Annotated in this window: 15 protein-coding genes; 8 read left to right on the forward strand and 7 right to left on the reverse strand. The window is 60.2% G+C overall.

Features of this window, described 5'->3' with window-relative positions:
- The first annotated feature begins 103 nt into the window (after nt 1–103).
- From AC3EC3_RS17045 to AC3EC3_RS17065, 5 genes are all read left to right on the forward strand, one after another.
- Nucleotides 104–2,176, forward strand: a complete 2,073-nt coding sequence (locus AC3EC3_RS17045; protein ID WP_488490802.1) for an AsmA family protein — start codon at nt 104–106, stop codon at nt 2,174–2,176.
- A gap of 67 nt (nt 2,177–2,243) precedes the next feature.
- Nucleotides 2,244–4,082 carry a glycoside hydrolase family 15 protein gene (locus AC3EC3_RS17050; RefSeq protein WP_488490803.1) on the forward strand — a complete coding sequence of 613 codons (1,839 nt, stop codon included), beginning with the start codon at nt 2,244–2,246 and terminating at the stop codon, nt 4,080–4,082.
- Nucleotides 4,083–4,270: 188 nt separating this feature from the next.
- The gene (locus AC3EC3_RS17055; protein ID WP_488490804.1) at nt 4,271–5,785 is read left to right on the forward strand and encodes an FAD-dependent oxidoreductase; all 1,515 of its coding nucleotides are present in this window, start codon (nt 4,271–4,273) and stop codon (nt 5,783–5,785) included.
- Complete coding sequence (locus tag AC3EC3_RS17060; protein WP_488490805.1) at nt 5,782–7,116, forward strand: alpha/beta fold hydrolase; 1,335 nt, start codon at nt 5,782–5,784, stop codon at nt 7,114–7,116. Before AC3EC3_RS17055 ends, AC3EC3_RS17060 begins: the two co-directional genes overlap by 4 nt.
- Nucleotides 7,113–8,651 (forward strand): GMC family oxidoreductase, encoded by a 1,539-nt coding sequence (locus AC3EC3_RS17065; protein ID WP_488490806.1) that lies wholly within the window; start codon nt 7,113–7,115, stop codon nt 8,649–8,651. Before AC3EC3_RS17060 ends, AC3EC3_RS17065 begins: the two co-directional genes overlap by 4 nt.
- Nucleotides 8,652–8,711: 60 nt before the next feature.
- On the opposite strand, the gene AC3EC3_RS17070 is transcribed toward AC3EC3_RS17065, so the two are convergent.
- Together AC3EC3_RS17070 and AC3EC3_RS17075 are read right to left on the reverse strand one after the other, a co-directional pair.
- Entirely contained in the window at nt 8,712–9,815 is a 1,104-nt protein-coding gene (locus tag AC3EC3_RS17070; RefSeq protein ID WP_488490807.1) for a Gfo/Idh/MocA family protein, read from the reverse strand.
- A gap of 130 nt (nt 9,816–9,945) precedes the next feature.
- Entirely contained in the window at nt 9,946–10,440 is a 495-nt protein-coding gene (locus tag AC3EC3_RS17075; RefSeq protein WP_488490808.1) for a nucleoside deaminase, read from the reverse strand.
- Nucleotides 10,441–10,686: 246 nt separating this feature from the next.
- Here AC3EC3_RS17075 and AC3EC3_RS17080 point away from each other — a divergent pair, with 246 nt between their 5' ends.
- From AC3EC3_RS17080 to AC3EC3_RS17090, 3 genes are all read left to right on the forward strand, one after another.
- The gene (locus AC3EC3_RS17080) at nt 10,687–11,736 is read left to right on the forward strand and encodes a DUF1440 domain-containing protein (protein ID WP_488490809.1); all 1,050 of its coding nucleotides are present in this window, start codon (nt 10,687–10,689) and stop codon (nt 11,734–11,736) included.
- Nucleotides 11,737–11,807: 71 nt separating this feature from the next.
- Nucleotides 11,808–13,376, forward strand: coding sequence for a catalase (locus AC3EC3_RS17085; RefSeq protein ID WP_488490810.1), 1,569 nt, complete (start codon nt 11,808–11,810; stop codon nt 13,374–13,376).
- A 233-nt stretch (nt 13,377–13,609) separates the two neighbouring features.
- Nucleotides 13,610–14,734 carry a GGDEF domain-containing protein gene (locus AC3EC3_RS17090; RefSeq protein WP_488490811.1) on the forward strand — a complete coding sequence of 375 codons (1,125 nt, stop codon included), beginning with the start codon at nt 13,610–13,612 and terminating at the stop codon, nt 14,732–14,734.
- Nucleotides 14,735–14,822: 88 nt separating this feature from the next.
- Here the strand turns inward: AC3EC3_RS17090 and nhaA are convergent, their stop codons facing one another.
- From nhaA to AC3EC3_RS17115, 5 genes are all read right to left on the reverse strand, one after another.
- The gene (nhaA, locus tag AC3EC3_RS17095; RefSeq protein WP_488490812.1) at nt 14,823–16,163 is read right to left on the reverse strand and encodes a Na+/H+ antiporter NhaA; all 1,341 of its coding nucleotides are present in this window, start codon (nt 16,161–16,163) and stop codon (nt 14,823–14,825) included.
- 216 nt (nt 16,164–16,379) lie between these two features.
- Entirely contained in the window at nt 16,380–16,565 is a 186-nt protein-coding gene (locus AC3EC3_RS17100) for a hypothetical protein (protein ID WP_260929232.1), read from the reverse strand.
- Nucleotides 16,566–16,938: 373 nt separating this feature from the next.
- Nucleotides 16,939–18,105: a hybrid sensor histidine kinase/response regulator gene (locus AC3EC3_RS17105; RefSeq protein ID WP_488490813.1), complete on the reverse strand. Its 1,167-nt coding sequence runs from the start codon at nt 18,103–18,105 to the stop codon at nt 16,939–16,941.
- Nucleotides 18,102–18,677: a chemotaxis protein CheB gene (locus AC3EC3_RS17110; RefSeq protein ID WP_488490814.1), complete on the reverse strand. Its 576-nt coding sequence runs from the start codon at nt 18,675–18,677 to the stop codon at nt 18,102–18,104. The genes AC3EC3_RS17105 and AC3EC3_RS17110 overlap by 4 nt, the downstream gene beginning before the upstream one ends.
- Nucleotides 18,674–19,534, reverse strand: a complete 861-nt coding sequence (locus AC3EC3_RS17115; RefSeq protein WP_488490815.1) for a CheR family methyltransferase — start codon at nt 19,532–19,534, stop codon at nt 18,674–18,676. Before AC3EC3_RS17115 ends, AC3EC3_RS17110 begins: the two co-directional genes overlap by 4 nt.

Genomic DNA, 19,534 nt, shown 5'->3' on the forward strand with positions numbered 1-19,534 from the left:
TTACGCTCTTTCAAAATGCGATGCGTCGCCCGTTTTTACCGCCCGGACACGCTGATCGGGCTTCACCTGAAACCAAAAGCTGTCCTCAGGCGATTTGCTTGTCATGGAAACGTCCGCCGCGACCGACCCCGAACTGTCCGCTGCCGGCATGCACGCTGGCAGATCGCCTCGATGGCAACGCATCGCCCGCAACATCATACTGGGCGTGATAGTCGCTGTATTCGCAGTCTGGCTGGTCCTGTTCATCACAAAAGGCCGCTTTCTGCGCCACTCATTCGAAACCGCCACAAGCTCGCTTTCCCAACGGAAAATTCACGTCGCCGGCGATTTCCAACTGTACTTTGCCCCCTTTCGACTGAAATTTGTTGCCGACGGACTGTCGATTTCAAATCCGGGCTGGGCAAAAGATCGCGCTTTATTTTCCGCACGCCATCTGGATGCGCGTGTTGCGCCACTCTCTCTGATATTTGGCCAGCGACATATCTATTCGCTCGTCCTCGACGGCGGGAAAGGCGATTTCGAATGGGACGCCCAACATGTCCGCAATACATGGACCTTCGCCAGCGATGGTCAGGGCAAGCCCTTTGCAATGCCGAATATCGGAACTGCCAGCATAACCGATACCCATGTCCATTATAGCGACCCGGCGATGCCCCTCATGGCTGATCTTGAGATCGCACCGATCACTGCCAGCAACACCCATATCGGCCATTCCGTCGGTATTACCGGTTCGGGCAGTTTCCGTACAACACCCTTCCGGTTGTCCGCCCGCCTGCTCTCTCCCAATGCCACTCTGGCTGGCACGACAAACCGCCTCGAGGCTCGCGCCTGGGCTGCAAACAGCGTGATCGACGTATCGGGAACCTTGCCGGGATTAACCGATATCGAAGGCGTGCCCCTCGACGTTGCCGCAGATGGGCGCGATATGTCCGAGCTGTTGAAAGTGATCGACGTGGCGATCCCGCAGACCCGCCATTATAAACTCAAGGCCAAGCTCGTGAAGCGCGGCGACACCTACCGCTTCACCGAGATGACAGGCACGTTCGGGCAGTCCGATCTGGCGGGGCAGTTCTCGATCACCAATGGCAAACGCCTGAAACTTGATGCAGCGCTTGTCACCAAACGCCTCGACATTATCGATGCGGCGCCTTTTATCGGCTATAATCCCGACGTGGTGGCAGCCAAGGGCGCCGTTGCGGCCGCAGCGGCATCCGGCGCTGGTTCACAACGGGTATTGCCCGATGCCAGCTTGCCCGTGGCAATGCTTCAGCGCTTCGACGCCTCTCTCGATTGGAAGATCGGAATAGTTCGTTCCCGGAACGTGCCGGTTTCCGATATCTCGCTTGCCCTTTCACTGGACCGGGGGCGCCTTGCCTTATCCCCTCTGACATTCTCGATGGCGCGCGGGGACGTATCTTCAGATCTGGTTTTCGACACGCGAGAGCGCCCATCGGCTATACATTATGACATCCGCCTCGCCTCTACCCCGATGGGCCGTCTGCTGGCCGGGTACGGCGTGGCGGACTCTGGGACCACCGGCACGATCCACGGCCGAATAAAGCTGGATGGTCGGGGCGATACGATCCATGATTCCCTTGCCTCCGCCTCGGGCCGTATCGCTTTCGTCATGCCGCATGGCACGTTGTGGACCCAAAATGCCCAACTTGCCGAACTCGATCTTGGCACGTTCGTCTCCAAGATGTTTCAGGGGAAGCTGAAAAAACCGATCGAAGTCAATTGCGGCCTTATCGCCTTCACGGTGCGCAACGGGAAAGCTGCCGCCGATCCGATCCTGATCGATACGAGCAAGAATGTCGTCACGGGGCGCGGGGGCTTCAGTTTCGATACCGAAGCCGTAGACATGGCCTTTCGGGCGGATGGCAAGAAATTCAGTCTGTTCTCGGGCCAGTCACCGGTCGGCCTCGGCGGCCATTTCGCACAGCCTAAGTTGCAGGTGATCAGCCCTCAGTTGCTTGGACGTGCGGGTGCGGGAATCGGCCTCGCCGTTGTCGCGACACCCGTGGCCGGGCTTCTTGCTTTCGTCGACCCCGGCGATGCAAAATCAGCCGCCTGCGGGCCGGTATTGGCCGGCGCACGAGCCAATGCCCAACGAACATCGAAGGGCAAGCCTCGTGACGATGTCGGTCATGGCCAGACAGACAAGGTTGTAGACTAAAGGCCAGTATCGAGACGGAATTCGGCGGTGAGCGCGAACAATCGGCAGCCCGCAGCTTTATGTCTTCATGACAAGGATCGAAGAACAGGTCGCGACCGCCCCCTCAACACCATCCACACAGGCCGCTCATTCCAAACGCCGCAACGGCTACCTGCCGCTTGCGGATTATGCCGCCCTCGGCGACGGGCGCTCGATCGCCTTGTCCGGCGCAGATGGATCCATTGACTGGTGGTGCGTGCCCAATATGGATTCGGCCCCTCTCTTCGACCGGCTGCTCGACGGCGTAAAGGGTGGCTACTTCTCGATAACGCCGCGCGAACCCTTCACTGCCACGCGCCATTATCGCCAGGACAGCAATGTCTTCGAAACTGAGTTCATCACCAAAAGCGGGCGCGCCCGCCTCACGGAAGCGCTCAACAGCGGCAATGCCGGACGCCTGCCCTGGACCGAACTTGCCCGGCGCATCGAAGGGCTGGATGGCGAGGTGCGTTTCGATTTTGCCATGCGACCCAGCCATCGCGGCGATACCGCCAGCCCCTACTATTCGTCGATCGGCAAGCACACGGTCTTCCATGTCGATCGCGTTCTGGGCCTTTTCATCCATGACGAGAACGTCGCTTGCGAATGGAGCGATGACGGCGTTGTCGGGTCGCTCATGCTCGCCAAAGGCGAACGACATACCTTCGCCGTGGTCGCTGGCAGCGACGAACCCCTCGTTGCGCCGGGCATCGCGGAAGTCGATGCCCGCATCGACACATCAGACAAGGAATGGCGCGACTGGACGCGCCATGTCGGCATCCAAGGGGCTGACCGCAGTGTCTTCCTGCGCAGCGCTCTGGCGCTCAAGTTGCTGCTCTATTCACCTTCGGGTGCCATCACGGCTGCCGCCACGACATCGCTTCCCGAGAGCTTCTCGGCGCCCAAGAACTGGGACTATCGCTATGCCTGGATCCGCGATGCAGGCTACACGATCGATGCGTTTCTGGCAGCAGGAGCAGAAGCGGAAGCGAAGGCGGCCTTTACCTGGCTTTTGCGCCAGCTACGCGATTATGGCCCCCGGGTTTGCTATGCGCTGACCGGCGGCCCGGTCCCGGAAGCCACCTTCTGGCCGCTTCCCGGCTATCGCGAACGGGGCCCCGTCGTAAGTGGCAATCGGGCTGGCGAGCAGATCCAGCACGGGGTTTACGGCGATATCTTCGAGACGGCGGCCCGGTTCGTGAACTGCGGCAATATCCTCGATAGCGCGAGCGCCGAATTGCTCGCCCATCTGGCGGATGCCTGCGCGGACCGCTGGCGCCTTCCCGACGCAGGCATCTGGGAGTTGGAGGAGGAACAGCACTACACGATGTCCAAGATCAGTTGCTGGCAGGCCCTCGCCCGCGCCGTGGAACTTGCCGATCAAGGGCAGTTGCCCACCACTTGTCGCGATCGCTGGAAGCGTGAGCGCGAGCGCATCAAGGCCTGGATCGAGGAGAATTGCTGGTCTGAGGATCTGCGCGCCTTTGTCATGTATCCCGGCAGTGGCGATATCGATGCCTCGCTTGCGCTGGCCGTACGCTTCGGCTTCGACGGCCACGAGCGGCTGCGCCTGACGATGGAGGCCATCGACCGTACGCTGGGTGCAGATGCTTTCCACTACCGCTATAGCGGTATGGATCAGGAGGAAGGCTGCTTTCTGGCATGCTCGTTCTGGATGGTGGAAGCATGGGCCTTGCTCGGAGAACGCGCAAAGGCGCGAGAGCGAATGGACGCCCTTACCCGCAGCCTTGCCCATGGCTGCGGTATTTTGCCCGAAATGATCGATCCGGTCAGCGGCGATTTCCTGGGCAATCTGCCGCAGGGGCTCAGCCACCTTGCCCACCTCACCGCGCTGGCGACGCTGGACCGCGCTGAAGACTGCGATTGAGGCAGGACGAAGCTTCTGAACCATAGGAACAGGCGAGCCCCCGGGAACCGATCTTTGCCCTGACCAGTTGCAATCCCTGAACACCCAAACTTGCTCCCACCGCCCGAAGTGCTTGCCGCTGCAACCCTTTTTGCAGCGCCATGGCTTGCGCGCTGTGGAGCGGCAAAGGACAGATGGAGGCTTCCCTCATGACCATGCCAGACTTCGAACACGGCATTGATGCCAGCGACTTGACGGAAACCCAGCCACTTGCCGGAACCTGGCGCGGGCAGGATGTTGTGCTTGTGCGTCACGGCGGAAAAGTCTGCGCACTGGCGGGAAAATGCACCCATTTGCAGGCGCCCTTGGCCAAAGGCATCGTGACAGACGGCCAGATCCGCTGCCCTTTCCATCACGCCAGGTTCGATCTGGAAACCGGCAAGGCGGTGGCCGCACCGGCGTTTCTACCGCTCACACGGTTCGAGGTGGCCCAAGACAACGGACGCATTCTTGTCACCGGAGAAGCTGCTGCCACACAAGCCCCCGCCCGCGCAGCACCAGCGTTTTCAAAGCGCGTGGTGATCATCGGCGGTGGTGCAGCCGGTCATGCCTGCGCCGAAATGCTCGGGCGCCACGGGGCCGGAGACTACGTCACCGTGCTCAGTGCCGACGATCATCTGCCTTACGATCGCACGTCCTGCTCGAAAGCCTTCCTTGCCGGTGCTACGGATCGCGACGCTATCGACCTCCCGCTGGAGACGCAGGGCGGTATGCCCCGCCCGACTGTCCGCACGCAGGTTGCCGTTGCCCGCATCGACCCCCAAGCCAAGGTCGTCGAAACCGGCGAGGGAGAAATCCTTCCCTATGATGTGCTGGTCCTGGCCACCGGTGCGACGCCGGTCTCCCCCGACTTTCCCGGCAGCGATCGGACAGACGTTCATCAATTGCGCACGCTCGATGATGCCGAGGCGCTGATTACCGCCAGCATGGAGGCCAAAAGCGCAGTCATCCTGGGATCCAGCTACATAGGCCTTGAAGTGGCAGCATCGCTTGTCCAGCGGGGGCTTCAGGTCCATGTCGTTTCGACCGATGACATTCCGCTGGAAAAGACCGCAGGTCCTGAACTCGGCAAGGTCTTGCAGGATCTCCATGAAAGCAAGGGCGTGCGCTTTCATTTGAATCGCGAAATCCGGGAGTGGAACGGAACGCGGGCGCTCCTCGACAATGGCGAAAGCGTTACCGGCGATTTCCTGGTGCTCGGCACTGGCGTGTCCCCTCGCGTGGAACTGGCACAGGCCGCCGGTCTGACCCTTGCGCCTGACGAGATCGGCGGCATCGCCGTCGATGGCAGGTTACAGACGTCCGTGCCCGACATCTACGCGATCGGTGATATCGCAGCGTTTCCCGATCCGCGTCTCGGGCATGCGATTCGCGTCGAACATTGGGCGCTGGCCCAGCGCATGGGACAGTGGCTGGCGCGCCATCTGCTTGGCGAGGTCGAAGGCGAATTCGATGCCCTCCCCTTCTTCTGGTCGGGCCAGTACGATCTCAATCTGCGCTATATCGGCCATGTCGACAGCCCTGAAGATCGCAAGGTGGACGGCGATCCGGCAGAGCGAGATGTGGCCATTGTGATGCGCGAAAACGGAGACGATCAGGCCCTCGTCACCTGCGGGCGCGACCGCCAGTCACTGGAAGTCGAGGCAGCGTGGGAGGGCCGGTGATTCGCCCGACACTGGTCTTACTTCACGCACTCGGGTCCAGTGCATGCGAATGGGATGACGTCATTGCGGCTCTTGGTACGCAGGCCGACTGTCTCGCACTGGATCTGCCGGGATTTGGCGCCCGTGCCGCAGCGACGGGATTTGAAACGATCACAATGGTCGAGGAAATCGCCGATACGATACGCGAGCAGGTTACCGGTCCATGGATGATCGTTGGCCACAGCATGGGCGGAAAGCTTGCGACCCTCCTCGCCGCACGTGCGCAAAGCGGGGAGATGGGCCTCACCCAGCTGTCCGGCGTCGTGCTCGTTTCGGCATCACCGCCCTCGCCCGAACCCATCGACGAGGCGCGGCGCGAGAGCATGCTGGCATGGGTGGCCGACGGTCCGATCGACGTCGAAAACGCCCGAACATTTGTCAGCGACAATACTGCCAACCCGCTCTCCTCCAGCCGGCGCGATCGCGCCGAGCGCGATGTCATGCGATCGTCGCCTTTTGCCTGGCGAGCCTGGCTCGAGCGCGGATGCCGGGAGGACTGGTCTGCGGCACTTGAACCGCTCGATTGCCCCGCTCTGATTCTTGCCGGCAGCGAGGACGGCGATCTGGGAACAGATGCGCAGCTGCGCCTGAATTTGCCGCACTATGTCAGGGGAGCCGTCGAAACCATTGCCGGGACCGCGCACCTTGCGCCTTACGAGAAGCCGGAAGAGCTGGCACAGCGGATCATCGGGCATTGGGCAAGGTGCGCGCCATTTATCCTGCCTCCCGAGACCGGCACACTTATCGCCTCCTCGCGGACCAGCACGCGAACTCGCCGGGTGCATTACCAACGGCGTTGGGCGCCGACTTCGCCGCCGCCTTTCTCGGAGTGCCAGATGGAAACGCTGGAAACCCTCGTGAACCTCATCCTGCCCGGCATCGCGACCGAAATGGAGCTTCCTCGGCAGGTCGCCAAGGCGCTTGGCGAGGGCCAGGGCGATGGCTGGCGCTTTGCAGATCTTCCCCCGGATCGCGAGGCATGGTCTATAGCCCTCGATGGCCTGTCCGACCTTGTCGGCTCATCGACACAGGCCCGGCAAACGTGCTTTCAGGCGATGAGCGAAGGACGCAAGAGATTGGGCTCGTGGTCACCCGAGCAGACCCGGCACTGGTTCCAGGATGCCTGCGCCCTGATTGCCCAGACCTGGATCGCGCACCCGAACACCATGGCCCGGATCGGCTATGACGGCTTTGCCACTGGAGCTGATGGGGTCCGGCTTGTCGGCTACCACCTCACCGGTGCGGACCAGCGCGAGCCGTGGCAATCTCCCTTCCCCAAGGGCGTCGCATGACCCGCAAGTTCGCGTGCGACGATATCGTCGATGCCGTAATCGTCGGCTCCGGTGCGGGCGGCGCGCCGCTTGCCTCGCGTCTCGCCGCTGCCGGTCTGTCGGTGGTCGTGCTGGAGGCCGGACGACGCTGCAGCCCGGCGGACCATACACCTGATGAACGCGCCGCCGACATCTACTGGATGGACGAGCGCCTGAGCGGCGGCAACGATCCCACGGCCTTCGGCGCCAACAATTCGGGCATGGGCGTCGGCGGCTCCACGCTGCATTGGGGCGCGTTCACGCCGCGTCCCGATGCGCGTGACCTGAAACTGCGCTCGCTCTGCGGAGTGGTTGAGGATTGGCCGATCGCCCATGCGGAACTCATGACCTATATCGAGGAAGTCGAGACGGTCCTCGCCATTTCCGGCCCCTCCTCCTATCCGTGGGATACGAACCGCCGCTATCCGCAGGCTCCTGTTGCGCGAAATGCGCCTGCCGAAGCGATGGCAAAAGGTTGTGCCGCCACAGATCTTATGGCCACCGACGCCCCCGCGGCGCTCGTCACGCGCGACACGATGGTGCCCCATTGGGGGCAGCGCCATGCTTGCGTGAACTGCGGCAGTTGCCATCAGGGCTGCCGCAATGCCGCCAAGGCCAGCATGGACGTGACATACCTGCCGATGGCTCAGGCACATGGCGCGGAAATCCGCCCCAGCGCGATGGTCCACGATCTCGACCGCGACAGCGAAGGGCGCATCACAGCCGTGGTTTATCGCCAGGGCGGGATCAATCATCGCCAGCGATGCCGCGCCGCCTTTCTGTGCGCCGGCGGTATCGAGACGCCCAGGCTGCTGCTCAACCTCGATCTTGCCAATTCAAGCGGTCAGGTCGGGCAAAACTTCATGGCCCATGTCGCCACGCAGGTCTGGGGTCGGTTTACGGCCGACATGCGCATGAACCGGGGCTACCCGTCTTCGCTGATCAGCGAAGACATGGTGCGCCCCGCGGGTGTAACCTTTGCAGGCGGCTATCTCATCCAGAGTCTGGGTGTGCAGCCTGTCACGCTCGCCAACACATTTGCACGAGGCGGCCTGTGGGGCGAAAAACTCGTGCGCCATCTCACTGGGTACAACCACCTAGCCGGGATTGGCATCAACGGCGAATGTCTGCCGAGCGAGGACAACCGGCTCACATTGTCCGATGAAGTCGATGCCCTCGGCATGCGCAAGGCGCGGATTGATTTCAGCTATGGAGCAAACGAGAAGGCCATAGACCAACACGCCCGTCGCGTCATGACCGCGATCTGGGAAGCTGCCGGTGCACAAGACGTGGTCGCCATGCCACGCTCTGCCCATACCATCGGCACCTGCAGAATGGGCAGCGATGGTGACCTTGCTGTTGTCGACAGGGACGGACGCAGCTTCGATGTGCCCAATCTCTATATCTGCGACAACTCGATCTTTCCCAGCGCGCTTTGCGCCAATCCGGCGCTCACCGTCATGGCGCTGTCGCTGCGCTGCGCAGATCGCTTTCTGGCGAGCCGGCAAGGCCGTTGACCAGGAAAAATCCGGCGGAAAAACCCGCCGGATTGTTTGTCTGCCTGCCACGCTAGTGACTTAGGGCGACTGCGGAATCACGCTGATCAGCGCATCTTCGCCCGGCTCGTCCGCAGGCGGAAGGTGCAGGGCCTGATCGGCACTCACCCGGCGATCACGATCGGCTGGATCGAGCTGAACGGTCTTGCCCGTCTTGAGCGATTCCTCGACGGCAGCCAGCACCCGCATGTCCATCAAGCCTTCTTCGCCATCCGCTTCGGGCATCATGTCCTGCAAAATGCAGGCCGAGAAATACTGCGTCTCGTTGCCGAACTGCTCCACTGGATCGAACCGGTGCGTTTCGGCTTTGCCGTCGCGCGTCTCGACATAAGTCACAGCAATATCTGGCCCGAACATGAAACAGGGCGAGGCATGGATCGTCGCTTTCGTCCCGACCAGAGTAAAGTTCTCCGAAGAAGCGGTCGCGTAGCTTGCCACGAACTGTGCCACGCGTTGGTCCGGAAAGGTCAGCGTCACGGCAACGGTATCGTCGAAATTGAAGCCGCGTGCGGGGTCGCTCGATCCAACCGCATGTACCGCAATCGGCTCGGCACCGAAGAGATTGCGCACCGCATTAAGGGGATAAGTGCCCATATCCGGCACAGGGCCACCCCAATAGCCGTTGTGCCCGCGGGAATTGGCCTCGCGAACATCCTGCGTGAAGCTTGCCGAGAACGAACGCAACAGGCCAAAGTCTCCTTGCCTCGCCCGCGTGAACATCTCGACATTGCCCGGCTCGTGATGCAGCCGGTACGCCACCATCATCTTGGCGCCCGAGGCTTTCTGGGCCGCCACAATGGCTTGGGCATCTTCAAGGCTTGAGGCCATCGGCTTTTCGAGCAGGACATGAATGCCTGCCTGCAATGCCGGTTCGGCGTATTGGCGATGAAGGAAATTGGGCGTGGCGACATAGACGGCATCGATTTCGCCCGAGGCAAGCAGATCCTCGTACTGGTCGTAATGCCAGGCTTTGATGCCATAGGCTGCAGCGAGTTTCTCGGCCTTGACCGGATCGCCGGTCACCAAGGCGGCAAGCTGCGAATTATCGGTCTTGCCGATACCCGGCATGAAAGCCTGCTGCGAAATCTGTCCACCGCCAACGACGGCATAGCGCACTTTGGTCATAAGCGCTCCTTGCAAGAATGAGGGTTGGATAAGCGCGTACCCGAACGATGCCGGACGCTTCCTCTTTGCAATGCACAGGCACGCCGTATGGTTGCAGCCCGCTGCTCTTGATAACACGCGAACCGCTGGATCAGATATTCCCCTGTTCTTCCAAGGGAACCTTGTCATCGGGGCGATAATAGAGTTGCGCGCAGACTTGCGCGAAGCACCCTCCCTCGATCAGAAGATCCCGACGCCAGGCATCGGCCAGAAAGTCGAGGGTATCGAGGTGCCGATCCTCGAAATACATGCGATGGACATCCTCGCGACCGGCCCCGTAAACGATCCGGGAAACCTTCGCCCAGATCGCGGCCATTGTGCACATGCCGCACGGCTGAAGCGTGGAATACAGCGTGGCGCCGCGCAGTTCCATGTCGCCCAGCGTTTGCCCGGCAGACCGAAACGCCAGAATTTCGGCATGCGCCGTCGCATCGCACGTCTCGCGTGTGCGATTGACACAGGCCGCCAGCATCACGCCATCTTTCACGATGACAGCGGCAATCGGCGTATCCGCTGGCGATGTGCCTTTGATCTTAGTGGCCAATTCCACTGCTCGGCGCATCCAACGTTCGTCCGTTTCGTCCATGCTCCTTAGTCTCCCCGAGAAGTGTCGGCACCGCGATCGCCTTTGCAAGTAACCTTCCGTTCCGCCTCCCGTTGCCCTTGATTTTGCCCCTACGACGAAAGGAAGTCTCCTTGGCCTCGGGAACTGCGAGGCAGCCGCGAGCCTTCCCTTAGTGAACGCAGAGCCCTTCCCGCTATCTGACGAGGCAAAATTGCTATGCTGCAAATCCCTTCGAACGCCGCCCAAACTCCGGGACGTCCCACGACCGTGGGGGTCGACACCCTGATCGACATCGGTGCAGGTGCTGCAGCAGGCGGTGTAGCCGGCATCGCGGGATCGGCGATCATGAACGGTTTCCAGCGGCTGGTTTCGCCGATCTTCGAGCCCACCAGTGCCGGGCTTGCCCCTGCAACCGAGCGGGCTGCCGATCGCGTCGCCATCGTCTTGACAGGTTCAGGCATTTCCAAGGAAGATCGCACCGCCAGCGGGACGGCGGTACACTATATCGTCGGAACGGCTACCGGCGCCCTTTACGGTGCCATGGCGGAGACACAGCCAAAGCTGACCCGATGGCATGGCCTCGCCTTCGGTCTGGTGGCGGCAACGCTTGTCGATCAACTGGCTGTGCCGTTGCTCGGCCTGGCACGGCCACCCTGGCGCTATACGCTGCGAACCCACCTGTACGGCTATGCCTCGCATCTGGTGTTCGGCCTGGCCACGGAAGCGACGCGCCGATTTCTGCGCGAGCGGCTCAATCGGACCTCGGCGACAACGTACAGCACGATAACGGTTGAGGATATCGCCATGCCGTTGATGCTGGGTTTCATCAACGGTCAGCGCACTTTCACGCCGCCCGCCACCGTTACCCTGGCCGCTGCCGGCAGCGGCCTTGGCCTTGGCGGCACGCCGCTGGCCATTCTCAACTCGAAATGGACTGGCACGGTGCTCGGCGCTGCAGCGCTTGCGGAATTCTTCGCGGACAAACAGCCGGGGATCGCAGCACGAACCACCCCTGCCGCCCTTGCCGGTCGCGCCTTTGGAGGCGCTGTTTCAGGGGCAGCCGCCGCCCGGCCCGGCAAAGCCTGGCTTTCGGCAGGCATTGGGGCCGCAGCCGCCATCGCCGGAGGCTATCTCAGCTACCGGGCGAGACTCGCATTGGCCCGAGCTATCGGACGTGATCGCCCCGTTGCCATTGCGGAAGATATCTTTGCGCTCCTCGGCTCGGCTGCAATCGCCAGCTACGCGGCCATGCGGCAAAAGCAGCGCGAGTCATTGCCTCCACTTCTGCCGGCTCCCCAACGCCCTTCCGTCATATAGACGATAGCGACCGGGAACATCTGCGCCGCTCACCCGTAAGCCTTGCTGTAAAGCAAAAGCAGGAGCCTCCCATGACCGACCGTACCGCGCCGCGCACAACCAACGATGCGGGCATCCCGATCCAGAGCGACGAGCACTCGTTGAGTGTCGGCGCCGATGGCCCGATCGTCCTCAACGATCACTACCTGCTTGAGCAAATGGCCAACTTCAACCGCGAGCGTATCCCCGAGCGGCAGCCTCATGCCAAGGGCAGTGGTGCTTTCGGACATTTCGAGACGACCGGTGATGTCACCCGCTATACCAAGGCGAAGGTCTTCCAGCCGGGTGCCAAGACCGATACCGCCATGCGCTTCTCGACCGTCGCAGGCGAGCGCGGTAGCCCGGACACCTGGCGCGATCCGCGCGGTTTCTCGGTGAAGTTCTATACCGAGGAAGGCAATTTCGACATGGTCGGCAACAACACGCCGATCTTCTTCATCCGCGATCCCATGAAGTTCCAGCACTTCATCCGCTCACAGAAGCGCCGCGCCGATAATGGCCTGCGCGATCACGATATGCAGTGGGACTTCTGGACGCTTTCGCCCGAAAGCGCCCATCAGGTGGCCTATCTGATGGGCGATCGCGGCATTCCCAAGACCTGGCGCGAGATGAACGGCTATTCAAGTCACACCTATTCGCTAATCAATGCCGAGGGCGAGCGGTTCTGGGTGAAGTTCCACTTCAAGACCGATCTCGGCGACGGCAATGCCTATTTCAGCCAGGACGATGCCGACGCGATGGCGGGCAAGGACGGCGACTACCATCGTCGCGATCTGTTCGATGCCATCGCGCGCGGCGATCATCCCAGCTGGACACTCTATTGGCAGGTCATGCCTTATGAAGACGCCAAGACCTATCGGCTCAACCCCTTCGATCTCACCAAGGTCTGGCCACATGAGGACTATCCCCTGATCGAGGTCGGCAAGCTGACGCTCACCCGCAATCCCACCGATTTCCACACCGAAATCGAACAACTGGCTTTCGAACCCAATAATATGGTCCCCGGCGTTGGCCTTTCGCCCGACAAGATGCTGCTGGCTCGCGGATTCTCCTATGCAGACGCCCATCGCGCGCGACTTGGCGTCAACTACAAGCAAATCCCGGTGAACCGTCCGACAGCACCCGTGAACAGCTATTCGACAGCTGGTGCGATGCGCATCGAGAAAGCTTCCGATCCGGTCTATGCGCCCAACAGCTACGGCGGCCCTGCAGCCCAGACCGATCCTTACGAAGCCGGGATCTGGCAGGCCGATGGCGAACTGGTTCGCGCGGCCTATACCCTTCGCGCAGATGACGACGACTGGAGCCAGGCAGGCGCGTTGGTGCGCGACGTCATGGACGAGGCAGCCCGTGGTCGTCTCGTCGAAAACGTGGTCGGGCACCTTTGCGACGGCGTCAGCGAAAAGGTGCTGTTGCGTGCCTTCGAATACTGGCGAAACATCGATGCGGAAACCGGCGAACGCATCGAAGAAGGGGTGCGTGCAAAGTTGGGCGGCAAATCAACCGCACCTGGCATGGGTTCGGCCGTTTCAATTCAGGGTGAGCAAACTTCAGGCCTCGGTAAGGCCGACATGCACCTTACCCATCTGCGGACAGAATAATTTCTACACCATTTCGCACCTCGAGCGGGGGTCTCGCTCGGGGTGCGCCTTTCCATCAAGCCAGACACTTTTCGCTGCAGCACTCAGGCAGAAAGGTGAGCATATAGCCATCTACATAAGAATGGGTCATACCGTCATGGACCTGCCCGTAATGGCTGCTGCGAACATGGGCCGGCAGACAGACAGAGAGCAGGATTTCTTAAGTTTGGTCATCTATGAGCAGATGACCTGTTATGCACCCCGAACTCGATCTCTTCACGCTGCGCCTCAGCAGCACATTGGCCAGCGCTGCATTTGGCCTGGTTTTCGCGACGCTCTGGCGCGGCCGGCGAAGGGACGATCATCTGCTATACTGGGCCGCGAGCTCGCTTCTTTATGCCTTGGACCTCATCGGCTTTGAAGTTTTTCCAAGGGCTCCGCTTGCCGTTGGGATGATGCTGTACGGCATGCTGACCGTCGTGAATATCCTGGCAGTGTCCGGGCTCCGCCGCATCGAACGACGCCCGGCATTTGCGCCGTGGATGATTGGCCTCGCAGGTGCGACGATGGCATTCTTCGCCATTCCAGTACTGGCCTGCAGGATTTGGCCTGCATTGCCCGTCTCGCTCATTCCGATTTCACATGCGTCAGGCCTGATCGTGTCCATGGCCGTCACCGGAGGTGCATGTATCCGCTCTGGCAAGCGTAGCGCATCCCGGGCGGGCGCGATCGCAGGGTGCGCCATGCTGGCCTATATTCCTGGCTATTTACTGGCGATCGCTGCCGAGCTTGGGTGGTCGTCCGGAGCAAGTGGGCTCGCCCTGGTCGCGATGGTTTCCGACCAGTTGTTGCTGGGCGTGCTTAACCTGGGGCTTCTTGCAGTGCCCAATGAGCAGGCCCACGTCCGACTTCGCGAGGCTGCCCTGCGTGACCCCTTGACCAAGTGCTGGAACCGCGCCGGCCTTGCTGAAATCGCTGCACGAAAGCACGGCAAAGGAATTTGGGCCGTCATCGCGCTCGACATCGATAACTTCAAGCCATTGAACGACAGCTTCGGCCATGCGGCTGGCGATGTCGCTCTGGAACAACTCGCCATGCTGGCGATGGCAGCGGCCGGGCCCCATAATGGCGAAGTGATCCGTCTTGGAGGCGACGAGTTTCTGATTCTCCTTCCCGACGGCGACGAACATGGTGCACGGATCGTTTCGCAGACCCTTGAGGATGGTATCCGAACCCTTCCCCGTGCATCTCCATGGACTGTAAGCATGGGTACTGCCTTCAGCCTGCCAGAAAATCTCGGATTATCCGCAACGATCTGCCGTGCGGACGCGGCGCTGTACACCGCAAAGCGTCAAGGCCCTGGGCGCGTAGCAGCCTGAGCCCTGTTTGCAAGGCTATGACATCCCTTGTCTATTGCAGGAGCGAAACAGGGATGCGTCGTACCAAGCGAACATCCATCGGCTTTTTTCAGCTTTCGCGCCGAGAGACAAAATGAAGTGCTACCAAGTCCAGTAATCCGGCCAGTACAGATGCGCCGATCACTCCGATCGACGCCTGATGTGATAGATCGCTCCCATCAAAAGCCAGATCCGCAATAAACAGCGAAATGGTAAATCCGATACCTGCCAAAAGGCCGATTGTGGCGACCATGATCCAGGTCACGCCCTCCGGCCGTTGCGCTAGTCGCAAGGATGTCGCAAGACTGGTGGCAAGAAGAAATCCCAAGGGTTTGCCCAAGACAAGAGCAAGAAGGATCGCGGGGGCCAGTGTTCCGGAAAACGCCTCGCCCAGAGCGGATAGCGTCATCGGGACATGCACATTGCTGAGCACGAAAAGGGGAAGCACAATATAACTCACCCAAGGCGTCAATACACTTACCACACGTTCGCCTGGCACGTCCGTGGCCAAGGCCATTTCGGAAAGATACCCCAGGCGAGACTGCACATCGTGTCGCTCTCGACGATACGCATGCGGATCGTCCTGCGCTTCCTCCATTCGCTTATATTCATCTTGAAAGCGATCGATCTGGCCCTGGATTTTTCCGGCAAAAGCGCCTTCGGCAAGCCTCGGCTTGCTCGACGTTATGAAGCCGAGAAAAACCCCGGCGATCGTTGCATGAACACCGGATACAAACACTCCTGCCCACATCACCAGCGCCAGTACGATGTATGGCATGGAGCCAATCCAGCGCGCACGGCGCAAAACGATCATGGCCAGATAAGCCACCCCTGCGACGATGAGCCCCAGCAGAACAAGCTGTTTTGTATATATCCCTGCGATGACAATGAGGCCTCCCAGGTCGTCAACAGCGGCAAATGCCAACAACAATGCTCGCATTCCTGGCGGGAACCGCCCCGCAAACATGCCAAGTAACGCAAGGCCGAATGCAGTGTCGGTTACCATTACCGCACCCCATCCGCTGGCAGCCTCGGCATGCCGGGTCATCAGCAAAAAAAGACCGACTGGGACAAGCATCCCGCCAAGCGCACCCGACACCGGAAATGCGGCTGTGCGCCAATGCGCCAGCGCGCCGTTGACCACTTCACGTTTCAGATCGGCACCAATGATCACGAAGAAGATGGGCAAGAATGCGTCATCGACCCATTGAGCCAAGGATTGCGACACGACATGGGGACCAAGGCCGATCTGCAGGGGAAGATCCCACGCAGCTTTCCAGGCGGCACCCCAAGGGCTGGTCGACAGTACAAGCGCAGCAATAGTCGCCAATAGCATAGGTCCGCCGGCGATCTCGTCACCGGCGAAAAACGGTTCGACACGCTTGAGGAAGGCGCGGGTCAGCGGGGACATTTGGGCTCTGGCATGCTGCTTGCCAGTGATACGCGGCCTTAACCCCACGAAATAGCCATCTGTTGTTCAATCCACGAACGCAGAGAGGCGCTGCCCCATTTTTCGCCTGTCAGAAGCAAACGAAATCGTGATCTGCGAGAGTCCAGGTTGACCGCGTACCCAACTCTTATCGACAGAGATGAGGCGCCCGTCGGCAAGACGGGCACCTCTTTTCCCTTACTTGTCCGGATGACCAGTGCCTGGCTCAGTGGTTTTCGGCGCCTTGCCATCTTCGATGCGACCTTCGTTGCGAAGTTCGCGGCCTTCCTGCGCCTTCTTGTGGCTTTCAGGAGACTTGCCGTGCTCGTACGCTTCTTCCTTGATGTAGCCGGCGGCTTCCTTGATTTCACCCTTGATGGTCATCGTATCTCTCCTTTTGGCGGGGGCCAATGCCTCTGCATCACGTTCAACGTCCGCCGTATTGCAAAAGCTCCTATGCGCACTTTTGCTCTCGCGGCCCGCAGGCCTTGATACCTGCTTGCTCAAACATATTGCCTCCCGGTCGTTGGAGACGCGAATCGAGTGGCGGATGTCACAGGAAACCAATGGCTGACCGTCCCGGTTCGAAAAAACGGCGAGTGGGTGACCAGGCGCCAACCTGCCCAAATCTGTGCAAGTAGCACCTGAAAAAACGCGTCAACGCGAGGGGCGCTTGCGATGGCCTGCGGTCAACTAATGCCGGGAGAACCGTCGGGAGACACTGTCGTGGCCATTTTCCGCAATGTTTTTCAGGCCATCAAGATCGTGGCGACAGCCGATCATCCTTACCGGATAGGGGCAGGCGCACTGTAAAAGTGCTGCCCTTATCTATTCCTTCGCTAGCGACTTCAATGTTGCCGCCATGCAGGATCACCAGCTTGCGGACAAGCGCCAAGCCGATACCCAAGCCACCTTGGGAATGCTCCCGGTGAGCGTCGATTTGTGCAAAGACTTCAAAAATGTGTTTCTGCATTTCAAGGGGAATGCCGATGCCAGTATCCTGTACTCGAAGGACGACCTCGTTGTCCTCCACATCGCAGTCGAGCCGGATGACACCTGGTGCACGGGTATATTTTGCGGCATTGCCCAGTAAGTTGGCAAGCACCTGGGCAAGACGGGTATGGTCAGCCTCCAGCCATACATGCTGATCCGGCATCGTCACACAGAACTCGTGACCAGCCTCTTCAAATCGATGCCTGCTTCCCGCGATGGCCGATTGCACGACATCGTCAAGCCTTACCCGTTCTAATTGCAAGATCACCTTGCCCTCGGTGATCCTCGAAATATCCAACAAGTCGTCAACCAGCCGGGACAGATGGCCCAGCATCCGGTCCATCTCGCTGCGAATCGTTTCTGCCTGCTGCTGTCCGCGAGGCTTTCCGAGCAGGTTCAATCCGCTCTTGAGCGCCGCCAGCGGATTACGCAGTTCATGCGCCAGCACAGCCAGGAAATGATCCTTGGCACGATCGGCTTGTTGCAGGGCCGCAGCTGCGCTTGCGAGATCATCGCGCTGGGCGGCAATCTGGCACCGTTGCCGATAGAGATCGAGAAAGACACGGACTTTTCCTTGCAGCACGGTCGGCTCGATTGGCTTGGAAATGAAGTCGACGGCGCCTGCCTCATACCCTCGGAACCTGCGCTCCAGATCCGATCCACCCGCAGTTACGAAAATGATAGGCACATGACGGGTCCTTTCCGCCCCCCGCATCAATTCCGCGAGTTCAAAACCATTCATTTCGGGCATTTGCACGTCGAGCAAAGCGAGGGCGACATCATGCTGCAGCAGCAACTCGAGTGCCTCATTTCCGCATGAGGCCTTAAGTACGTCAACGCCTTGCGTTGCGAGCACCGCCTCCAGAGCCAAAAGGTTGGCTGGCACGTCGTCGACCAGCAATACAGGAACAGGACGGTCTACCGTATTCACGGGCGGGCAACGTCCAATAGTGCCAGAGCGATCTCATCGATGCCCAGAACACGCGCCTGCGGGCAGGCCCCGAGCGCAGCATCGGGCATCGTTCGGGCAGACGCGGTATCAGGGTCCTGCACTATCGTCTCTCCTCCTGCTCGGGCCACTGCAGACAACCCTGCAGCCCCATCTCGGCTAGCCCCTGTCAAGATCACTGCGACAAGACCTGGCCCGTAGGCATCGGCCGCGCTTTCAAACAGTACGTCTATTGCCGGGCGGGAAAAAAAGACAGGATCATCGACAGATAGCGAAAGATTTCCTCCTGCTTCCACCAGCAAATGATAGTCCGGCGGTGCAAATATCACCTCCCCCGCTGAAACCGACTGCTTGTCCCCTGCCTCCTGCACTGTCAGCGCGCATCGAGCGCCAAACACCGCTGACAATTCGCTACGCCGTCCTGCCGGCAGGTGGACAACGACAAGCACCGGGATGGGATAATCTGCCGGAAGACGAGGGAGTATGCGCAACAAGGCATCTATTGCGCCCGCAGATGCCCCTATGACCACGGCCTGCGCCCGGCGACATTTCATGTGCTGCGTCGCTGATAGATCTTTTCCGTCTGGTCGAAGACCACAAAGGCGTCGACGTGACAGGAGAAGCGCAAGCTTTCCTTCGCTCCAAGGCCAAGGAAACCGCCACGGGTCAGGGATTGGCGAAACAGTCCAACGGCTCTGTCCTGCAACGTCTGATCGAAATAGATCATGACATTGCGACAGGATACAAGCTGCGTTTCGGAAAATACGGCATCGGTCACAAGGCTATGGTCGGAAAATACGACACGATCGCGCAGACTGTTGTCGAAGACTGCCCCACCATAGCCTGCTGTATAATAATCTGAGAGGCTGCCTTTCCCACCCGAAAGTCTGTAATTCTCTGAAAAGGCTGCCATTCGATCAACCGCATAAATTCCTTGCGAGGCGGCATCAAGCGCTTGAAGATTGATATCGGTCGCATAGAAAATCGTCCGCTCTTCAAGCCCTTCCTCCCGAAAAAGGATTGCAAGCGAGTACAATTCCTCCCCTGTACTGCATCCTGCGACCCATACCTTGAGCGAGGGATAAGTGTGAAGACGCGGCAGAACCTGTTCGCGCAAGCTTTTGAAATAGGAGGGGTCGCGAAAAAGATCGCTCACCTGCACCGTGAGGAAACGCATCAGCTTGGCGGCTGCCACTTGATCATGCAGCACTACTTCCTGCAACGCCGAAAAAGATCGCGCACCCAGGCGGTCGCGCGCTTGCCGCAGTCTTCGCCTGAGCGAGGCTTTGGCGTAGTTGCGAAAATCGTAGTGATAGCGCTGATAGATCGCCTCGAGCAAAAGCCTGATCTCGATATCCTCGATCTGATGCGCAGCCTCGGCGCTCTCGCCCGTACCTTCCCTATCGGACAT

This window comes from Novosphingobium sp. BAM6, from assembly GCF_057784955.1.